General features: G+C 62.6%; 17 protein-coding genes. 6 read left to right on the top strand and 11 right to left on the bottom strand.

Going from position 1 to position 18,420, the window contains the following annotated elements:
* Nucleotides 1-83 precede the first annotated feature (83 nt).
* Nucleotides 84-758 carry a transglutaminase-like cysteine peptidase gene (locus E4633_RS19350; RefSeq protein WP_135872822.1) on the top strand — a complete coding sequence of 225 codons (675 nt, stop codon included), beginning with the start codon at nucleotides 84-86 and terminating at the stop codon, nucleotides 756-758.
* 18 nt (nucleotides 759-776) lie between these two features.
* Nucleotides 777-2,741 (top strand): bifunctional diguanylate cyclase/phosphodiesterase, encoded by a 1,965-nt coding sequence (locus E4633_RS19345; RefSeq protein ID WP_135872820.1) that lies wholly within the window; start codon nucleotides 777-779, stop codon nucleotides 2,739-2,741.
* Here the strand turns inward: E4633_RS19345 and E4633_RS19340 are convergent.
* Nucleotides 2,738-3,058, bottom strand: coding sequence for a hypothetical protein (locus E4633_RS19340; protein ID WP_135872818.1), 321 nt, complete (start codon nucleotides 3,056-3,058; stop codon nucleotides 2,738-2,740). The two genes, E4633_RS19345 and E4633_RS19340, sit on opposite strands and share 4 nt — an antisense overlap.
* Before the next feature lie 166 nt (nucleotides 3,059-3,224).
* On the opposite strand from E4633_RS19340, the gene E4633_RS19335 reads away from it, so the two are divergent.
* The 3 genes from E4633_RS19335 to E4633_RS19325 are packed head-to-tail and all read left to right on the top strand — an operon-like array spanning nucleotide 3,225 to nucleotide 7,388.
* Nucleotides 3,225-5,402: a type I secretion system permease/ATPase gene (locus E4633_RS19335; protein ID WP_135872816.1), complete on the top strand. Its 2,178-nt coding sequence runs from the start codon at nucleotides 3,225-3,227 to the stop codon at nucleotides 5,400-5,402.
* A 12-nt stretch (nucleotides 5,403-5,414) separates the two neighbouring features.
* Nucleotides 5,415-6,764: an HlyD family type I secretion periplasmic adaptor subunit gene (locus tag E4633_RS19330; RefSeq protein ID WP_135872814.1), complete on the top strand. Its 1,350-nt coding sequence runs from the start codon at nucleotides 5,415-5,417 to the stop codon at nucleotides 6,762-6,764.
* 3 nt (nucleotides 6,765-6,767) lie between these two features.
* Nucleotides 6,768-7,388 carry a helix-turn-helix transcriptional regulator gene (locus E4633_RS19325; RefSeq protein WP_135872811.1) on the top strand — a complete coding sequence of 207 codons (621 nt, stop codon included), beginning with the start codon at nucleotides 6,768-6,770 and terminating at the stop codon, nucleotides 7,386-7,388.
* A 2-nt stretch (nucleotides 7,389-7,390) separates the two neighbouring features.
* On the opposite strand, the gene E4633_RS19320 is transcribed toward E4633_RS19325, so the two are convergent.
* The 8 genes from E4633_RS19320 to E4633_RS19285 all read right to left on the bottom strand — a co-directional run bounded on the left by E4633_RS19320 (nucleotide 7,391) and on the right by E4633_RS19285 (nucleotide 15,979).
* Entirely contained in the window at nucleotides 7,391-8,038 is a 648-nt protein-coding gene (locus E4633_RS19320) for a CAP domain-containing protein (protein WP_135872810.1), read from the bottom strand.
* The gene (locus E4633_RS19315) at nucleotides 8,035-8,313 is read right to left on the bottom strand and encodes a hypothetical protein (RefSeq protein ID WP_135872808.1); all 279 of its coding nucleotides are present in this window, start codon (nucleotides 8,311-8,313) and stop codon (nucleotides 8,035-8,037) included. Before E4633_RS19315 ends, E4633_RS19320 begins: the two co-directional genes overlap by 4 nt.
* A 330-nt stretch (nucleotides 8,314-8,643) precedes the next feature.
* The gene (locus E4633_RS19310; RefSeq protein ID WP_135872806.1) at nucleotides 8,644-9,345 is read right to left on the bottom strand and encodes an amino acid ABC transporter permease; all 702 of its coding nucleotides are present in this window, start codon (nucleotides 9,343-9,345) and stop codon (nucleotides 8,644-8,646) included.
* A gap of 59 nt (nucleotides 9,346-9,404) precedes the next feature.
* Nucleotides 9,405-10,109 carry an amino acid ABC transporter permease gene (locus E4633_RS19305; protein WP_135872804.1) on the bottom strand — a complete coding sequence of 235 codons (705 nt, stop codon included), beginning with the start codon at nucleotides 10,107-10,109 and terminating at the stop codon, nucleotides 9,405-9,407.
* 186 nt (nucleotides 10,110-10,295) lie between these two features.
* Nucleotides 10,296-11,120: an ABC transporter substrate-binding protein gene (locus E4633_RS19300; RefSeq protein WP_135872802.1), complete on the bottom strand. Its 825-nt coding sequence runs from the start codon at nucleotides 11,118-11,120 to the stop codon at nucleotides 10,296-10,298.
* Between the two features lie 66 nt (nucleotides 11,121-11,186).
* A complete protein-coding gene (locus tag E4633_RS19295) occupies nucleotides 11,187-11,921 on the bottom strand; it encodes an amino acid ABC transporter ATP-binding protein (RefSeq protein ID WP_135872800.1) in 735 nt (244 codons plus the stop codon).
* Between the two features lie 690 nt (nucleotides 11,922-12,611).
* Nucleotides 12,612-14,066 (bottom strand): sigma-54-dependent transcriptional regulator, encoded by a 1,455-nt coding sequence (locus E4633_RS19290; protein ID WP_135872798.1) that lies wholly within the window; start codon nucleotides 14,064-14,066, stop codon nucleotides 12,612-12,614.
* A gap of 113 nt (nucleotides 14,067-14,179) precedes the next feature.
* On the bottom strand, nucleotides 14,180-15,979 hold the full coding sequence (locus tag E4633_RS19285; protein WP_246038255.1) for a transporter substrate-binding domain-containing protein: 1,800 nt from the start codon (nucleotides 15,977-15,979) through the stop codon (nucleotides 14,180-14,182).
* A 214-nt stretch (nucleotides 15,980-16,193) separates the two neighbouring features.
* On the opposite strand from E4633_RS19285, the gene E4633_RS19280 reads away from it, so the two are divergent.
* Entirely contained in the window at nucleotides 16,194-16,688 is a 495-nt protein-coding gene (locus E4633_RS19280; protein ID WP_135872796.1) for a hypothetical protein, read from the top strand.
* On the opposite strand, the gene E4633_RS19275 is transcribed toward E4633_RS19280, so the two are convergent.
* Both E4633_RS19275 and E4633_RS19270 read right to left on the bottom strand, forming a co-directional pair.
* The gene (locus E4633_RS19275; protein WP_135872794.1) at nucleotides 16,685-16,984 is read right to left on the bottom strand and encodes a hypothetical protein; all 300 of its coding nucleotides are present in this window, start codon (nucleotides 16,982-16,984) and stop codon (nucleotides 16,685-16,687) included. The two genes, E4633_RS19280 and E4633_RS19275, sit on opposite strands and share 4 nt — an antisense overlap.
* Before the next feature lie 18 nt (nucleotides 16,985-17,002).
* The gene (locus tag E4633_RS19270) at nucleotides 17,003-18,283 is read right to left on the bottom strand and encodes an NfeD family protein (RefSeq protein WP_135872792.1); all 1,281 of its coding nucleotides are present in this window, start codon (nucleotides 18,281-18,283) and stop codon (nucleotides 17,003-17,005) included.
* Nucleotides 18,284-18,420: the final 137 nt, after the last annotated feature.

Below are 18,420 nucleotides of genomic sequence, written 5' to 3'. Positions count from 1 at the left end.
GACGTGACACAGAGTCCCGGATCGCCGCGAGTTACCGACGGTCCGGGCTTTTTTTTAACAAAAGGGGCTTTCCCTGGAGCGCCGTGGGCATCTACCTTAAACGACTACTATCGCTGTCCTTGGCCGCCTTTGTCGCGGCGCTTTGCGTTGCCGGCACCGTCTTCACCGCCGGCAACTTCAGCGTCGACCGGCAGCTTCTGCAGCAGGCGGAAAAGAAGTACGGCCGGGAGGCCTACCAGCGCCTGATCGCCTGGGAGGAGCTCATCGCACACGACAGGAGCCGCCACGACCGCGACAAGCTCGAGAAGGTGAACCGCTTCTTCAACGAGCGGATCCGCTTCGCTTCCGACCGCGAGGTGTGGGGTGTCGAGGACTACTGGGCGACCCCGGTGGAGTTCCTGGCGAAGGGGGCCGGCGACTGCGAGGACTTCGCCATCGCCAAGTACTTCACCCTGAAGGCGATGGGGGTCGACGACGACAAGCTGCGCATCACCTACGTCAAGGCGCTGCGCTACAACATCCATCACATGGTACTCACCTACTACAGCGACCCTGAGGCCGAGCCGCTCGTGCTCGACAACCTGGTCGACTCCATAGACCACGCCTCCAGACGCACCGACCTCATGCCGATTCTGAGCTTCAACGGCTCCGGGCTGTGGCTCGCCAAGCAAAGGGGCAAGGGAAAGCTCGCCGGCAAGTCGAACCGGCTGAGGCTCTGGCAGGATCTTTTGCAGAAGATGTCCGAGAACAAACTGTAACGGGCAAAGGAAAAACATATGACTCTGTATCGACAGCTCATCATCTTCACCGTCGTCCTTTTCCTGCTCCTCTTCACCGGGACCTGGTACGCGAAGCTCGCCAACACCCGCACCTTCCTGACCGACCAGTTGGAATCCCACGTGCAGGATACCGCGACCTCGCTCGCCCTCTCCGTCTCCCCACACGTGGCGCAAAAGGACCTCACCACGGTGGAGGGTATGATCAACGCCCTCTTCGACCGCGGCTACTACCAGAGGATCACCTACACCGACCCGCGCGGCGAGGTGCTTATAGACAGGACGCTCCCGGTCAAGGTCGAGGACGTGCCGCAGTGGTTCGTTAAACTCGTGCCGCTTAAGACCCCCGAGGCGGAGGCGGACGTGATGGCGGGTTGGAACCAGGGGGGGACCATCCTGGTGAAGAGCCACCCGGGCTACGCCTACGAGACGCTCTGGAACGAGGTGATCTCCATGACCGTCTGGTTCGCAGGCTGCGCCGTCTTCATGCTTGCCGCGGTCGGCATTGGTCTCAAGCTCCTTTTAAAGCCGCTTGCCGCCGTGGAGCGCCAGGCGGACGCCCTCGGGCGCGGCGAGTACGAGCTGCAGGATCCCCTCCCGCGCACCCGCGAATTCAAAAGCGTGGCCGAGGCGATGAACCGGATGACGGTGAAGGTGAAGGAGATGTTCGGGGAACAGGCGGCAAGGGCCGAGGGGCTGCAGGAGCGGGCCTACCACGACCCGCTGACCGGCATCGGAAACCGGCGCTACTTCGAGACCCAGGTGGGAGCCGATCTAGGCGAGGGGCAAGGGCGTGGCCTGCTCATCCTCGCCCGCGTGCACGCCCTGGAGGCGCTCAACACGGAGCGTGGACTGCAGGCGGGGGACGAGCTTTTGAAGCGGGTCGCCTTGCTGTTGCAGGAAGCGGTTTCCGGCTACGGCGACGCGGTGCTGAGCAGACTCACCGGCGGCGACTTCGGCATCTTCCTGCCGCACCACTCCTCTGCCGAAGCGGAAATCGTCGCCACCGAGATTGCGAGCGAGCTCGGGCGCCTCGCCCGGGAGAGGCTCTCGCTCTCCGACAACATCGCGAACCTTGGCGTTGCGGCCTACGAGGGGAGCGTCACCCTGTCGCGGCTTCTCTCAGAGGCGGACCTTGCACTCTCGGCCGCGCAAAGCAAAGGGGCGAACGGTTGGGAACTGCGCGCGGTGAGCGGGGAATCGGCGCTCCCCATGGGGCAGCAGCAGTGGAAGGAATCACTCGTCAAGGCGCTCGAGGAACGGCGCGTGACGCTCGACGCCCAGGCGGTGATCGCGAACACTAAGGAGCGCGGCGTGCGGCAGCTGGAACTCTTCGCCCGCATCGCCCAGGAGGACGGCACGGCACTCGACGCCGCCCTCTTCCTGCCGATCGCCGAGCGCCTGAAGCTTGTTTCCGCCATCGACCGTATGGTGATCGAGGAGGCGCTGCGCTTTGACTTCCGCAGCATCGGCGTGGAACGCATCGCCGTCAACATCTCCCCCACCTCGCTTGAGGACGAAGCGTTCCGGGGCTGGCTCCACGGCTACCTGAAGGGGCTTCCGGCCGGCGCACCGCACATAAATTTCGAGTTCTCGGAGTTCGCCGCGGTGCAGCATCTGGAAATGATCAGGGAGTTCGCCGCCGCGGTGCGGGCGTGCGGACACGGCATCGGTCTCGATCACTACGGCAGGAGCTTCTCAAAACTTGGCTACCTGAAGTCGCTGCGTCCCGAGTACGTGAAGATCGACCGCGCCTACACGGGCGAGCTCTTGAGCGGGGAGAACGACAGCGGCTTCTACGTCGCCTCGCTCTGCAGCGTGGCGCACAGCATCGACATCGCCGTGGTGGCGGAAGGGGTCGAATCCGAAGAGCAGGCGGCGGTGTTGAAGGAGCTGAACCTCGACGCGATGCAGGGTTACTTCTTCGGCAGGCCGCGGCCGCTCTCCTCCTTTACCGCCGCTTAGATGATGTCGTGCACCAGGAGGTCGCTGGCGGAGATCTTCTCGCGCAGGCTCTGGCGCGTCTTGATCCTCTGCTGCGCCTGCTCGGGAAGCTCGGTGAAGTTGATGACGTTCTTTCTGACCAGAAGGTCGACCAGGTCCTCGATGACGCGGACCGTGGCGGCGTCCGAGAAGGCAAGCGACTCGCCCCAGGCGCCGCTCTCGTTCAAGAAGGCGAGCACCTCCGTGTCCATCAGCGGCTTCTGCTCGGCGTCCTGGGTGATGGGGGTTTTGTGCAGGGCGACGATTTTGCCGTCCTCTCCTCTCTCTATGTAGAGCATGCGGTTTCCTCTCTGTGGTCTGCGGGCGAAGGCATTAGTCGAAAATCATTGACACCGGACAACAGGCCCAAGTATAACGCAAAACGATTACCAATGTGAAACCTATTATGCTACAATAATCCACCTTTTTGTTTTTGACGGCTTGTCTGCATAAAGAGGAAACGACGTGCAAGAGACAGATAGAACCGCACCTGAAACACAGTGGAACCTTGGCGAGGACATGGATCGTCACGACGATCCCCTTCTCGACGCGCTGATGCTGGTTGCCAAGCTGCACGGGCTTCCGGCCTCGCGCACCGGTATCGTTGCGGGCCTGCCGCTCGTGCAAAACCGCGTGACGGTGGAACTCTTCCCCCGCTGCGCCGAGCGCGCCGGCCTCTCCAGCCGCATCGTCAAACGGCCTCTGGCACGCATAAGCCAGCTGCAGCTCCCCGCCGTCCTGCTTTTGCACAACCGTCAGGCGGTGGCGGTGGTGGAGCGCGACCTCGAGGAGGACACCTTCAAGATCCTCCTTCCCGAGGCGGGGACGGGCGAAAAGAGCATCACCCGTGCCGAGCTCGAGAAGCTCTACGCCGGGTTCGCCATCTTCGTCCGTCCAAAGTACCGCCTAGGCAGGGAGGGGGGCGTCGCCCGCGAGGCCGAGGGGACGGGTCACTGGTTCTGGGGCACCCTCACCTCCTCCTGGCGCATCTACCGCGACGTCGTCGTCGCCTCCCTGCTCATCAACGTCTTCGGCCTCGTCAGCACCTTCTACGTCTTGAACGTCTACGACCGGGTCATCCCGAACAGCGCCTTTGAGACCCTCTGGGTGCTCTCCATCGGGGTCACCGTCGTCTACCTCTTCGGCATGCTGATGCAGGGGCTGCGCGGCTACTTCATCGACGAGGCGGGAAAAAAGGCAAACCTCCGGATTTCATCGGTTCTTTTGCAGCGCGTCCTCAACCTGCGCCTCGAGGTGAGGCCCCAGTCGGTTGGCTCCTTCTCCAACAACCTGCGGGAATTCGAGTCCATCCTCGACTTCATCACCTCCTTCTCCATCACTACCCTGATCGACGTCCCCTTCGTGATACTCGGGCTCGGGGTCATCTGGTACATCGGCGGCGAGGTCATTCTCGCCATCTTCATCGTCAGCATCGTCATCATGATGCTCTACTCCGCATGCATCCAGGCGCCCCTGCGCCGTGCGGTGGAAAACACCTTCGCCGCCTCCAGTCAGAAAAACGCCATCCTGGTCGAGGGGCTCGCCGGGCTCGAGACCGTGAAGATGCTCGGTGCGGAATCCCACGTGCAGCGCAGTTGGGAGGACGCGGTAGGCTACATCGCGACATGGAGCGCGCGCTCGCGCTTTCTCTCCTCCTCGGTGAACCAGGTCGCCTACCTGGTGCAGAACCTGGCCGTCGTCGGCCTCGTCGTCGCCGGTGTCTACGCCATCTCGGTCGGCAAGCTCACCCAAGGGGGGCTCGTGGCACTCGTGATCCTCTCCCGGCAGGTGGTGGCCCCGGTCGCCCAGGTCGCGAACCTCGCCACCCGCTTCCACCGCGCGAAAGAAGCGTACAAGACCCTCGACGACATCATGAAGCTCCCGGTGGAGCGCCCGGCAGGCAAGACCTTCCTGCACCGCACCCGCTTCCACGGTGGGATCGGGGTACGCGGGCTCTCCTTCGCCTATCCGGGCCAGTCGGTGAACGCGCTGAACAACATCACCCTGAACATCGAGGCGGGGGAAAAGGTGGGGATCATCGGCCCGATCGGTTCCGGAAAGACCACGCTCGGCAAGCTGCTCCTCGGTCTCTTCGAGCCGGGAAGCGGCATGGTCACCATGGACGACACCGATCTTAGGCAGATCGACCCCGCCGAGCTGCGCCACTACGTAGGGTACGTTCCGCAGGACATCTCGCTCTTCAAGGGGACGGTGCGCGAGAACCTGACCCTTGGCGCGGACGACGTCGACGACCACTCCATCATGCGTGCCGCCGAGCTTGCAGGGGTCGGCGAGTTCGTGAAGAAACACCCGCTCGGCTTCGACATGGAGGTGGCGGAGTTCGGCCGCGGGCTCTCCGGCGGGCAGCGCCAGTGCGTCGCCATCGCCCGGGCGCTCCTGCTCGACCCGCCGGTCCTGGTCCTCGACGAGCCGACGAGCAACATGGACAGCCGTTCCGAGCTGAGGCTCAAGAACAACCTGGCCGAGGGGGCGAAGGAAAAGACCATGATCCTGATCACGCACCGCGCCTCGCTGCTCGAGCTCGTGGACCGCATCATCGTCATCGACAACGGCACCGTGGTAGCCGACGGCCCGAAAGGGGCGGTCCTCGAAGCGCTGCAACGCGGGCATCTGAACATCTAGCGGAGAAATGTCGTGGAGATAAACAAGAACAAGGCGAACGGGGTGTTCCGCAGGATGCCCGATGAAGAAGTTGACTTCGTGACCGACATCAAGACCTCGATCCTGGTGCAGTCCCCGCGCGGCGGGAGCGCCATCCTCTGGTCGACCCTGCTACTCTTCGTCATCTTCCTCATCTGGGCCGGCGTTTCCGAGGTGGAGCAGACCACGCGGGGCGAAGGGAAGGTGATCCCGGCCAGCCAGGTGCAGGTGATCCAGAACCTGGAGGGGGGCATCCTCTCCGAGCTGCACGTGAAGGTGGGCGACCCGGTGAAGAAAGGGCAGCTCCTTCTAAAGATCGACGAGACCCGCTTCGTCTCCTCCCTGGAGCAGAGCCAGGCAAAATCCGGCGCCAACAAGGCCAAGGCCGCCCGTCTGCGCGCCGAGGCGGCGGGTAGCGTGAGTTTCACCCCACCCCCCGACGCCCCCCCCGCTATCGCTGCGAGCGAGCGCGCCCTGTTCGAATCGCGCCGCGCCGAACTGAAGAACTCCCTCGACGTGAAACAGTCGCAGATCGACCAGCGCCAGGGGGAATTAAGGGAGCTGAACACGAGGCTCAAGGAGCTCAGCCAGACCTACTCCCTTTATCAAAAGGAGATCAACATCACGCGGCCGCTTGTCGCGAAGGGTGCCGTCTCCGACATGGAACTCTTGCAGCTCGAGCGCAAGGCGAGCGAGATGAAGGGGGAGATTGAGACCATCAAGCAGTCGATCCCGCGCATTCAGTCGAAGATCAGCGAGAGCTACTCCGCAATGCGGGAACTGAAACTGAACTTCTCCAACAAGGCAAAGACCGAGTACAACGAGGTTGCGGCGCAGCTTGGCGAGGAAGCCGCCTCCTCGATGGCGTTGAAGGACCGGCTGGACCGCACCCTGGTGCGCTCTCCGGTGAACGGCACGGTGAACCGCATCCTCGTGAACACGATAGGGGGCGTCATCCAGCCCGGCATGAACATCGTCGAGATCGTCCCGAACGAGGGGACCCTCCTCATCGAGGCGAAGATCAAGCCGGCCGACATCGGGTTCCTGAAGCCGAACCAGAAGGCGATGGTGAAGTTCTCTGCCTACGACTACACCATCTACGGCGGGCTCGACGCGCGGCTTGAACAGATCGGGGCCGACAGCATCACCGACGAAAAGAAGGAGAGCTACTACCTGGTGACGCTCAGGACGGACCGCAACTACCTGGGAACCAAGGACAAGCCGCTCCCGATCATTCCGGGCATGGTCGCCACGGTCGACATCCTGGCCGGCAAGCGCACCATCCTCTCGTACATCCTCAAACCGATTCTGAAGGCGAAGTACAGCGCACTGCGCGAGAGGTAACGCATGATCATCCTGCTGGCAAGCGCAAGCGGCACCGTCCTCACCCGTTGGCAGGGACTGCTTGCCGAAGGAAACGAAATCGTACAGGTCCGCACCCTCGATGAGCTGAGGCGGACGGTCCCTTCGGCAAGGCCCGACCTGGTCATGCTGCACCGCGACCTGGTGGACCAGGCGGAGTGCGCCACCCTGCGCGCCGCGTCGCCGGCATCGAGACTTTTTCTCCTCTCCGACCGGCCTGAGCCGGACGAGGGTCTCGCCTTTTTGAAGGTGGGGATCGTGGGGTACGCCAACACGTACATCTCGGCGGAGCGCCTGAAGGAAGCGCTGAACGTGATCGACGGGGGCGGGGTGTGGCTCGGGCAACAGGTGATCCAGCAACTGATCCTGGAGGCGGCGCAAAACGCCGCGGCGGGAAGGGAAAGGCGGCTCGACGAGCTCCTGGCGCCGCTTAGCCCCATGGAGCGGAAGGTGGCCGAGCTGATCGCCGGGGGGAGGACCAACCTCGAGATCGCCGCCGAACTCGGCATCGTGGAGCGCACCGTGAAGGCGCACCTCACCTCGGTCTACGGCAAGCTCCCCGCCGGCAACCGGCTGAGCTTGGCACTCCTCATCAACCGGGGGTAGCGCTAGCGCTCCTTGAACCCGCCGGCGAAGTCCATGACGCAGATGGTGCGGTACACCGGGTGCGGCCCGCATGCGGCGCCCGCCGTGGCGAAGGCGCGGTTGAAGATGTTTTTGCGGTGTCCCCGGTTCCGGACCCCGTCGTCGATGATGAGCCCCATCACCACCATGCGCGCGGTGTCGGGGCCGTAGCTTATGTTCTCTCCGATGGTCGAGGTCCAAGAACCGTGGTCTTCGATCCTCCCCTTGATGCCTCCCGCATCCCCATGCCCCGTCTCACCCGAAGCGGTCTGCTCCCGGACCAGGTCGTCTGCGGCCTCGGCAAGTCCAGGCGACCAGGAAAGCGCCGGGACCGGGCGCTGGCGCGCGAGATAGCGCACCGCCTCGTCCAAGGCCTTCGTCCCCTCCGAGGTCATCACCATGTTGAAGGTCCCCGGCACCCGGTACGCCTTCCCCACGAAACGCTTCCGAAACTCCCTCAGGTAGTTCGCGTAGCGCTGCGGTGCGGTGCGGGCCAGGTTGGTCTCGGCGAGCACCTGACGCGCGAGATCGGCTTCTCCCGCCCCCTGTGCGCCTGAAGCGACGCCGCTCCCGACCGGGAGAACGGCGGTCGTGCAGAAAAGGAAGATGACAGCCTGCAGTATCCTTCTCATCGTCTTTTACCCTCCAAAAGCGCGAGCCTCTCCTCGAAAACCTTGAGGGCGTCGGCGAGGGTCGCCTCGATGTCGCCGCCGTACACGGTGAAGTAGAGGTAGTCCCCGGAGTAGTGGTGCCAGTTCAGGTCCTCGACGAGGAGCGGTTCCAGGTAGCGCTCCATCTTCTCGTACGGGTAGAACGGCTCGCCGTTGGGCCAGGTACGCCTGAGTTTCTCCGCCTGCACCCCGGTAAGCGGGATACGGTAGCGTACCGAAACGACCTCAGCCTTCATGATCTCCCCTCCCCTGCCGTCACATTAGCCGATTTCAGCCAGAGCAAAGGATAGGACAGACCGTCCCGAATGGCAACCGAACATTCTCCCGGCCCTGTCTACCACCATCCATTGCCTGCCTCCCCCCGTCCATCCCCTCTCCCGGCGGGAGAGGGTGGCCGAAGGCCGGGTGAGGGCGGCGCCCCGGCAACAGCTTCGGCGATTCCAGCGCCCTCACCCCACCCCTCTCCCGGGGGGAGAGGGAGGATGGTCAATTCAGCAGCCACCAACGAAAACGCCCCCCTTGGCAGACCAAGGGGGGCGTTCGGAAACGTTGCGGCAAAGACAGGACTAGATCGACTTTCTCCAGGTGAGCCTTCCCTCGAGCCAGCGCGAGAAGCTGGTGAAGGCGAAGCAGAGCACGAAGTAGACCCCCGCGATGAAGATGAAGATCTCGGTCGGGTAGGCCATGGTCCTGTTGTTGATCTGGGTGCCGACGTGGGTCAGCTCGGAGACCCCGACGATGAAGGCGAGCGAGGTGTCCTTGATGAGCGAGACGAACTGGTTCACGAAGGACGGGATCATGTTCCTCAACCCCTGCGGCAGGATGATGTAGAGCATCGCCTGCCAGGGCTTGAGGCCCGTGGATATGGCCGCCTCGGTCTGCCCCTTGGGAATCCCCTGGATGCCGGCGCGCACGATCTGCGACATGTAGGCAGAGGTGAAGATGGTGAGCCCCATGATGACCGTGGTGGCCTCGGGCACCGTCTTGCCCATCATGGCCGGCAGCAGGAAGTACATCCAGAAGATGACCATCAAAAGCGGGATGCCGCGCACCGCGTTGATGATGAGGTTCACCGGGTGGCGGATGATCGCGTGCCGCGACAGGCTCAAAAGCCCGAGGATGAGTCCCCCGAAGAAGGAGAGGACGCAGGAGACCACCGCAAGGTACATGGTGAGCCCCAGCCCCCCGAGCGGGCCGTTGGGGTAGCGCCCGATCATGAAGTAGGTCAAGTTGTCGATGATTACCTGAAAGTTAAGTGCTTCTTCCATTTATGTTCTCCATTTCCCGCAGGAAAAGCTGCCGTTCTTGATCCCGAAGCGAGCGCGTCCTAGGCGCGGTGCGGGTTGAGCACCTTCTTGTTGTAGAGGTCCATGAGCGCCGTGATTATCACGGAAAGCACCAGGTACACCACGGTGGCCGCGGTGAAGGCCTCGAACCCCTTGAAGGTGTAACTCTCGACTTGGCGCGCCTGGTAGGTAAGCTCCATGACGCCGATGCTCATGGCGAGCGAGGAGTTCTTGGCGAGGTTCAGGAACTGGTTCACCAGGGGAGGCACGGTGATGCGCACGGCCTGCGGCAGGATGATGTACTGCATGGAGCGCAGATAGGAGAAGCCGGCGCTTCGGGCCGCCTCCATCTGCTCCTTGGGAATGGAGAGGATGCCGGACCGGATGTCCTCGGCGATGAAGGCCGAGGTGTAGATGGTAAGCGCGATGGCGGCCGCCGCGAACTCGAAGTTCGTGCTGTTCAGCCAGTCGTTCACCACGGTCGGGAGCACCTTGTAGGAGCCGAAGTACCAGAAGAAGATCTGGACCAGAAGCGGCGTGTTCCGGAAGAACTCGAGGTACGCGGTGGCGATCCAGCGCACGGGACGGAAGTGGCTCATCCTCAGGACGGCGATCAGCAGTCCCAGGATGAAGGCGCAGACTATACCGACGACGGAGAGTTCCAGGGTAACTTTTAGCCCGGACACCAGCCATTCGAAATACTTGCCGGAAGTGACGATGGACCAGTCAAAATTGTACTTTAGCACGTAAAACCCCTTGAAGGCAGGTTGAGGTCGAGGTTGAGAGAACAACCGGATGGAAGGTACTGTCTCAACCTCTGCCTGAAATCCTTGTTGCTGTTACTGACAGGGAGGTCGGGGACGAGGTTGAGAGTAAGGCTATCAGCACAACACCTTTTCTCAACCTCGGCCCCACCTCAGCCTGGATCTTTGTTACTTGTCAGCCACGATCTTGAAGGTTCTCTTCAGAGCGAACGGGGTACCTTTGCCGAACCACTTCTCGAAGATACGCTTCGCTTCGCCGCTCTTCTCCATCTCGATGATGGTCTTGTTCACGAAGGCGATGAATTTGGCGTCTTCCTTCCTCATGCCGAGGCCGTACGGCTCGGTGGAGATCTGGACGTTCGGGATCTCGAACTTTGCCTTGTTCGGGGCCTTGGCAAGGATGCCGGCGAGGATCGCCTCGTCGGTGGTCACCGCGGCGACCTTACCCTGCTGCAGCGCGAGGAACGCCTGCGGGTAGTCGTCGAAGGAGAGCACGGTGGCGGTCGGGATGGCGGTCTTCACGTTCTGCTCGGAGGTGGAACCTTTGGCGGTGCCGATCTTCTTGCCCGCGAGGTCCTTCAGGCTCTTGACCTTCCCCTTCACGGTGATGAACTTCTGGCCGGTGGCGAAGTAGGTGTGGCTGAAGCCGATCTGCTTCGCGCGCTCCGGGTTCTTGGTCATGGTGGCGGCGATGATGTCGATGTTCCCTTCCATGAGCTGCGGCATGCGGGAAGCGGAGGTGACCGGCTTCAGCTCGACCTTCACGCCCAGCTTCTTGGCGATGGCCTTAACGAAGTCGACGTCGTAGCCTACGATCTCGCGGCTTTTCTCATCGACATAACCAAAAGGAGGGAGGGAATCCTTAACGCCCGCCACGAGAACGCCTTTCTTCTTTACCTCGGCGAGGGTGTCGGCCGGAGCCGCGGCGATCGCCTTTCCGAAAGTCCCCATGAGCGCAGCCAGACCAATAACAACAGCAGCCAATCTTTTCACAGTGAATCTCCTTTTGATGTTCGGTATTTAACAAGCGCCTCCGGCAGGTCCGAAGACAGGCAAGTTCTAGTGCATCGGCGACAGCAGCTGCTTCAAGAACTGCTTGGCGCGGTCGTGCTGCGGGTTGCGGAAGAATTCTTCCGGCTGGGCCTCCTCGAGGATCACGCCGTGGTCCATGAAGACGACGCGGTCGGAGACCTCGCGGGCGAAGCCCATCTCGTGGGTCACACAGACCATGGTCATCCCGCTGGAAGCCAGGTCCTGCATTACGGAGAGCACCTCGCCGATCATCTCGGGATCGAGGGCGGAGGTCGGCTCGTCGAAGAGCATGATGCGCGGCTTCATGGCGAGTGCGCGGGCGATGGCGACGCGCTGCTGCTGGCCGCCGGAGAGCTGGGTCGGGTAGGCGTCGCGTTTCACGGCGAGCCCCACGCGCTCGAGAAGCTCCATCGCCTGCTCCTGTGCCTCCTTCTTCGAGCTCTTGCGGATCTTGATCGGCGCCAGGGTGATGTTGTCGATCACCGAGAGGTGCGGGTAGAGGTTGAACTGCTGGAACACGAAGCCGACCTCGGCGCGCAGCTTGTTGATGTCGGTCTTCTTGCTCCTGAGGTCCATGCCGTCAACGATGAGGCTTCCCTCCTCGATGGGTTCGAGCTGGTTGATGGTACGGATCAGGGTGGACTTGCCCGACCCCGACGGACCGCAGACAACGACCACCTCCCCCTGCTTGACGTGGAGGTCAATGCCGTTTAGCACGTGAAGCTTTTTGAACCACTTGTGGACCCCTTCAAACTTGATCATCTGCTGCTCCTTTTCTATTTGTTGCCAATCGAGTCAGTCGAAGCTGCTGCACAGGATATGGGCAGTTCCGCCTTTTACCTTCGGCGCGAACCGCCGTTTCACCGCCGGCCTCGGCAGTATGCTAATGAAGCGACACCATATACAGCAAGGGGGGTGCCAACCCGGGCGTAAACGGCTAAGAACTCGGATTAATATCCGAATACAGGACTTTGAAACGCCGCATTAGAAACAAAGGGGTATAACCGTAAACAGAAAGACGTTTCCGTGAAATGCGAAAGGGGCGAAGAAAGGGAGGTTTAGCAGAGGTATAACAATCCTCATAGAGTTAACTAAAGTTATACCCCATGTGGAAGACTGGAAGAGGTGAGGTGCAGACGGTGCCGTGGCGGCGCGGGAGGGATTGCTGAAAAAGGAGGCAAAAACAGCAGTTGCATCCAGGTGCGGGAGAACGACACGAGGAAGGACGCTGCCTGGAAGTTAAGCAGCAGGGGCGGCGGCCAAAAGAAAGCAGAACGCCGCAAGCGTCCCCTCTCCCGGGGGGGGAGGGTCAGGGAGGGGGTGCCCGAAGGGCGGGTGAGGGCGTTGCCACGAAGCGAGGAGTTGCAGCTGCCGACGCCCTCACCCAGCCCTCTCCCGGGGGGAGAGGGGGACTAGTGACCTCATCTAGGAGAACACCCTAGCTCATCCGCATCACTCCTCCGCGTCCTTATCCTTACCGCTTCTTTGCAGCTTGAGCCGTTTGCTGAGGGCGGGCTGCGAGATGCCGAGCATGCGGGAGGCCATGCTCTGGTTGTTGTCGGCGCGTCGCATCGCCTCGATCACCAGTTGTTCAACGGCGGAGCTGAGCGTGGGGATCTCACACAGGGCGGCGAAGACGTTTTGTTCGCCGCTCACGACACCACCATCCGGCACCGTCGTCTCACCGTGCTCTCCCCCCTTCACCTCCATCGCCTGCCTGAAGCTGTTCATGGAAAGCATGCGCGAGGAGTGGACGCTCATCGCGTCAAAGACCATGGAGCGCAATTCGCGCAGGTTGCCCGGGAAACCGTAGTTAGCGAGGAGGGTCAGGAGCTCCTTCGGGTAGCTCGGCACCTTCTTGCCGAAAACCTCTGCACTCTCCTTCAGGAAGTGATCGAGCAAAAGCGGGATGTCGTCCTTTCGCTCCCGCAAAGGCGGTATGTGCACGTGGTGCGCCCGCAGCCGGAAATAGAGGTCCTTCCTGAAGCTTCCCGCATCCTTTTTCCTGGAGAGGTCGTGGTGCGTCGCCACCACGATACGGGCCCGCAACTGCTTGGGCTGATCGCTCCCCAGCGGGTAGTACTCCCCCTCCTGCAAAAGCCGCAAGAGCTTCACCTGGCAGGCAAGCGAGAGGTCGCCGATCTCGTCCAGGAAAAGGGTCCCCTCGGCGGCCTGCTCCACCATGCCGCTGCGGCTCTCGTCGGCGCCGGTGAAGGCCCCCTTCTTGTGTCCGAAAAGCGTGTCGGTGAAGACGTTGTCCTCGAGCCCCGCCACGTTCACCGGGACGAGAGGTCCGTCGCCGCGACTCAAGGTGTGCACGGCGCGCGCGATGAGCTCCTTTCCCACGCCGCTCTCGCCGGTGATCAGGATCGGCTGCGTGCTCTTCGCGACCGCCTCGATGTACTGGAAGATGGAACGCATCGCCTTGTTGTTCGTCACAAGCGGCGCGAACGCCTCCGGGCACTCGAGCCGGTCGTTCAAAAAGCGGCGCCGCATCTCCTTGTTTTCCAGCTGCAGCTCCTGCATCCGGATCGCGCGCCGCACCGAGTCGAGGATGCGGTCTTCCTCGTCGGTCTTCACAAGGTAGTCGAAGGCGCCAAGCCTCATGCAGGAGACCGCCGTCTCGATCTGGTTCAGACCGGAGAGGATTACCACGGTCACCTCGGGGTGTTCCTCGGCGATGCGCGCCAGGAGCTCCTGTCCCGAGAGGTACGGCATGGTGAGGTCAAGGAGCACGAGGCCGATGTGCCCCTTGTCCAGCACCCCCATCACCTCGCGGCTGTCGGTGAGCGTCATGATGTTGCTGATCGCCCCCGGCCCCTCCAGGGTCATGCGCAGGCTGCGCAGCCATGGCGCCTCATCGTCCACTAAAAGAACGCCGAAGGCCGGATAAAGTGCTTCGCTCATTGCAACTCCTCTTCGTATTCATTCTCAAAGCTCCCCCCTTTGCGAAGGGGGGAACGTTAAGCCCAATGCTGCGCTTCGTGGGCACTATGGTGAGCAGGAAAGCCCGATCCCAACTAAACCTCGACGGGTCCCCTAAGCGCCGGCAGCTCCATGGTGACCGTGGTGCCGAAGCCCGGTTGCGAGTCGAAGATCAGTGTCCCGCCGTGCTGCTTCACGATCCCCGCGGAGATGGAGAGGCCAAGCCCGCACCCACCTTCCTCGCGCTTGGTGGTGAAGAAGGGATCAGTAAGCCGCGCCAGGTGCTCCGGCTCCACCCCCCTACCCTCGTCCCGCACGCTCAAGAGCACGAGGTCGCGGAAACGGTCGTGCCTCGTGGCAACGTGGACGCTCTTGCCGCTCCCTTCGAGCGACTGGCTCGCGTTCAGAAGCAGATTCACGATCACCTGCTCGATACGCTGGCTGTTCCCCTTCACCGGCGGCAGCACGTCGGAGAGGTTGACGGCGATGTCGTGCGCGCTCTTCACCACGGTGTTCTCCACCAGCCGCAGCGCCGCCTGGGCGCACTGGTTCAGATCCACGAGCTCGGTGAGATCGGCACTGTCGCGGCGCGCAAAATCCTTCAGCTCGGTGACGATGCGCTTGATCCTCTTCGCCGCGTCCTGGGTCTCCGAGAGCATGTGCGGCAGCTCTTCGCGCAACCGGTCGTAGCTGTGCCGCCCGAGCTTGAAGTCGCCGTGCTGCTCGCGGTACTCGTCGAGGATCGGCTGAGAGCCGCGGAACACCTCCTCGAAGCGGGGGAGGTTCAATAGGATCAGGCCGTTGGGGTTGTTGATCTCATGGGCGACCCCGGCAACCAGTACCCCGAGCGAGGCCATCTTGTCCGCCTGCACCAGTTGGTCCTGGTGCATCCTCAGCTTCTCCAGGGCCTCCTGCTTCTCGGCCACCTCGCGTGCGAGCTCCTCGGTGCGCTGCGCCACCTTTTTCTGCAGGGTCCGGGACCAGACCACTGTCCCCAAAAGGATGATGAGAAGCGGCGCCGCGACCAGGGTCACGTAGCGCACCACGCGCGCCCACGACACCGGCTGCGACTCCATCACCCCGAGCCACTTGTTGTGGATCTCCTGGAACTGCCCGGAGCGCTTCAGGATGGCGAGCCCCTCGTTGAATCGGGCGAGCACCTCGGCGTTCCCCTTCTTCACCGCGTAGCCGTAGGCCTGGGTCATGATCGGCTCGGCCACCGGGATGATCCTTTTCAGCCCCAGCTCCTTCTCGAGGTACATGCCGGTCAGCCGCGAGACGAGCGCGCAGTCTCCCCGTCCCTGGTTCAGGAGTTTCAGCGCATCGGCAAGGGTGTCGGTCAGGATGAGCCTCGAGGTGGGGGCGTAGCTCGTCATGAAATCATGCATGATGCTGTTCTTCATCACGATGACCTCTTTGCCGCGCACGTCCTCGATGGACCTGATCTTCCGGCTGTCGCGCCTTATCCAGATGGACTGGAACAGGAGCGCGTGAGGCGTGGAGAAGTCCACCTCGCTGGTGCGCTCCTGAGAGAAGGCCATCCCCTGCAGGATGTCGACGTCACCGCGGTCCAGGGCGCGGCGCATGCCGTCCCAGGGCCCCAGGGTGATCTCCACCTTGAACCCCATCACCTCGGCGATGGCCCGGGTCAGCTCCACGTTGAAGCCGGTCGGCTTCCCCTCGTGATCGACGAACTCGTAAGGGGGATAGTTGTAATCGCCGCCGACTACGACCACTCCCTTGCCTAACCCACCGCGTCCGGTGGCGTCGGCGTGCACCCCGGGTACGAAACCCAGCAGCAGGAAGAGCAGCAAAGCCCACATGGCCGCGAGTGCACCGGGGCGCTTCGCGCCGCCTGCGGTGGGCTTTTCCTTATGGAAGGTAAAAAAGGGCAAGGAGAGGGTACCTTTACTGGGGATTACCGGAGCGGACAATGGGAAATTAATGACATAGACCGGGCGGCGCTGTCAATCGACTTCGCCTGAAACAGATGCACCCAAAGTCCTCGGAGGAGGCCAGGATAATTACGGGCGGTCACTTGCTTTTTACGGAGTGTCGGTATTATTTTTATCATGTGGTTCGTTGAACTTCCTACTTACAGGTGACCATATGCGGCTCTCACTATACCTCGAACACGGCGAACAGTTTTCACGGGCAGCACTCAAACTGCCGGTACAGACACCCATCGACATCGACTCAACACTGCTCAACTGCTACATCGAAGTGCTGCCGGTGGCGGCCTCCCATTACGTGGGACCGGACCAGCTCCCCGGCATCGAATTCCCCCACCCTGACATCCGCGTGGTGTTCCAGCTTAAAGAGCACCCGCAGGTGGTGGCGATCTACTCGATCGACGTCTTCGTGACCGACGCCATGCTGAGCCTGGTAAGCCACGCTCAGGGGCACACCCACGTGGACATCAACCGCAGGGCGGCGCACATCGAGCGACTCGTCGCTAACAAACAAAACGGGCTCCTGGAACTGGTCGGCTGCAGCAACACGGCCCTCATCGACCGGCTCACCCAGGCCTTCGTCCAGCTGCGCACGTCCTACCTGAACGCGCTCAGCGAGGAGGGTTGCCTCCCGGTGCCGAAGCACTTCTAGCTTCCCGTCTCACCGAACAGCCCGAGGCACGGCCGGCAAAGGCCGTCCTCGGGCTGCCACCCCGGAAACCTCTCCTGCACGCGCCCCACGACGCCCGTATTTCCCAGCGTCCCTTCCTTCAAGATGAGTTCGTCCGTCTCCATGCCGCACACCGGACAGGTCTCGCCGTGCTGCATTTCCCCCGTCTCCCGCAACCCGCCGGTCAAGTTCGCACGCTGCCGCTGCAGACAGGGAAGCCCTAAAAGCGCGTCGCCGAGCCTCACGTCCCCGGATTGCCGCCTGCTACCGCCCGCCATGGCCCCTCTCCTTCCGTCTCAACGCTTTTGCTCCTCCTTTGCCACGGTGACCAACAGGCCCTTTACCCCGACCACGCGCACCTTTTCACCCCGCAGCACCGGCTCGGGGCAGGTCGCGTTCCAGTATTCCCCATGCACCACGACTTTTCCGTCCGGATCGAGATCGGTCTCGGCCACTGCCGCGGCGCCAATCATCCCCTCGACACCGGTAATGGGAGGCTCCCGGTGCGCCTGGATCACCTTGACGATCACCACGGTGAAAAAAAGCGCGGTGATGCCGACGGTAAGCGCGATCACCTCCCAGGAGAGCCGCAGGTAGGGCTCAGGAGACGGGAAGAGTATCAGAGATCCCATGACCAAGGCAACCACCCCGCCGACCGCCAGCATGCCGTGGGAGACCACCTTGATCTCGGCTATGAAGAGGACGATGCCGAGCAGGATCAGCGCGACTCCGGCGTAGTTCACCGGGAGGGTCTGCAGCGCGAAAAAGGAGAGCAGGAGCGAAATCCCCCCGATCACACCGGGGAGGATGACGCCAGGGTTTGAGAGTTCGAAGAAAAGCCCCAGCATCCCCAGGAGCATCAGCATGTAGGCTACGTCGGGGTTACTGATGGCGTCGAGGATGCGGTCCCGCGTCCCCATCTCGTGGCGCACCACGCGGGCGCCGGATAGATGCAGTACGGTCTGCTTCCCGCCGCGCAAAAGGGTGCGCCCCTCCAACTGGGTTAAGAGCTCTTCCCTGCTTGGCGCGACCAGATCGATCACCTTTTCTCTCACCGCCGCCTCGGCGGTGAGCGATATGCTCTCCCGCACCATCTTCCCGGCGAGCTGGACGTTTCTCCCCCGCTTCCCGGCGATCCCCTCCACGTAGGCCTCGGCATCGTTCACGATCTTCGCTTCCATCACCGGATCGGGTTTGCCCGAAAGTGACACCGGGTGTGCCGCGCCGATGTTGGTGCCGGGCGCCATGGCGAGGACGTCCGCGGCAAGGCCGATGACCGCCCCGGCGGAGGCAGCGCGCGCCCCGGACGGGGTGACGTAGACCACCACGGGGACCGGCGCGGCGAAGATCGCCTGCACCGCCTCGCGCATGGCGAGGTCGAGCCCTCCCGGGGTGTCCAGCTCCACGAGGATGAGCCGCTCCCCCCGCCCCCCGGCGCGGGACAGGTTGTCCTTCAAGAAGGCCGCGGTCACCGGGTTGATCGGCCCGCGCAACGAGATGAGCCCGACCTGCGGCTCCTGCGCCGTCACACAAAGGGGCAGGACCAGTATCAGCAGCACCAGCAAAAGCCGTTTCATCGACGCACCTCCCGTAGAAGTCTGGACACGGTACCGCAACAACAGGCTGAAACCTCTTAACGCAAAGACGCGAAGCCGCAAGACGCAAAGGTTAAAGGGGCTCAAAGCGAAGAGCCATGAAACCGACCCGGCTTGCC

The sequence above is a fragment of the Geomonas terrae genome (assembly GCF_004791675.1).
Taxonomy (GTDB): Bacteria; Desulfobacterota; Desulfuromonadia; order Geobacterales; family Geobacteraceae; genus Geomonas; species Geomonas edaphica.
The sequence above is the reverse complement of the archived record's forward strand: the minus strand, read 5'-3'. Positions and strand labels throughout refer to the sequence as shown.

What these genes read in the sequence shown, in the direction of transcription:
- E4633_RS19320 (WP_135872810.1), bottom strand. Translation starts at nt 8,038, where the DNA reads ATGAGAAGGATACTGCAGGCTGTCATCTTCCTTTTCTGCACGACCGCC.
- E4633_RS19345 (WP_135872820.1), top strand. Translation starts at nt 777, where the DNA reads ATGACTCTGTATCGACAGCTCATCATCTTCACCGTCGTCCTTTTCCTG.
- E4633_RS19325 (WP_135872811.1), top strand. Translation starts at nt 6,768, where the DNA reads ATGATCATCCTGCTGGCAAGCGCAAGCGGCACCGTCCTCACCCGTTGG.
- E4633_RS19280 (WP_135872796.1), top strand. Translation starts at nt 16,194, where the DNA reads ATGCGGCTCTCACTATACCTCGAACACGGCGAACAGTTTTCACGGGCA.
- E4633_RS19340 (WP_135872818.1), bottom strand. Translation starts at nt 3,058, where the DNA reads ATGCTCTACATAGAGAGAGGAGAGGACGGCAAAATCGTCGCCCTGCAC.
- E4633_RS19290 (WP_135872798.1), bottom strand. Translation starts at nt 14,066, where the DNA reads ATGAGCGAAGCACTTTATCCGGCCTTCGGCGTTCTTTTAGTGGACGAT.
- E4633_RS19315 (WP_135872808.1), bottom strand. Translation starts at nt 8,313, where the DNA reads ATGAAGGCTGAGGTCGTTTCGGTACGCTACCGTATCCCGCTTACCGGG.
- E4633_RS19310 (WP_135872806.1), bottom strand. Translation starts at nt 9,345, where the DNA reads ATGGAAGAAGCACTTAACTTTCAGGTAATCATCGACAACTTGACCTAC.
- E4633_RS19275 (WP_135872794.1), bottom strand. Translation starts at nt 16,984, where the DNA reads ATGGCGGGCGGTAGCAGGCGGCAATCCGGGGACGTGAGGCTCGGCGAC.
- E4633_RS19295 (WP_135872800.1), bottom strand. Translation starts at nt 11,921, where the DNA reads ATGATCAAGTTTGAAGGGGTCCACAAGTGGTTCAAAAAGCTTCACGTG.
- E4633_RS19270 (WP_135872792.1), bottom strand. Translation starts at nt 18,283, where the DNA reads ATGAAACGGCTTTTGCTGGTGCTGCTGATACTGGTCCTGCCCCTTTGT.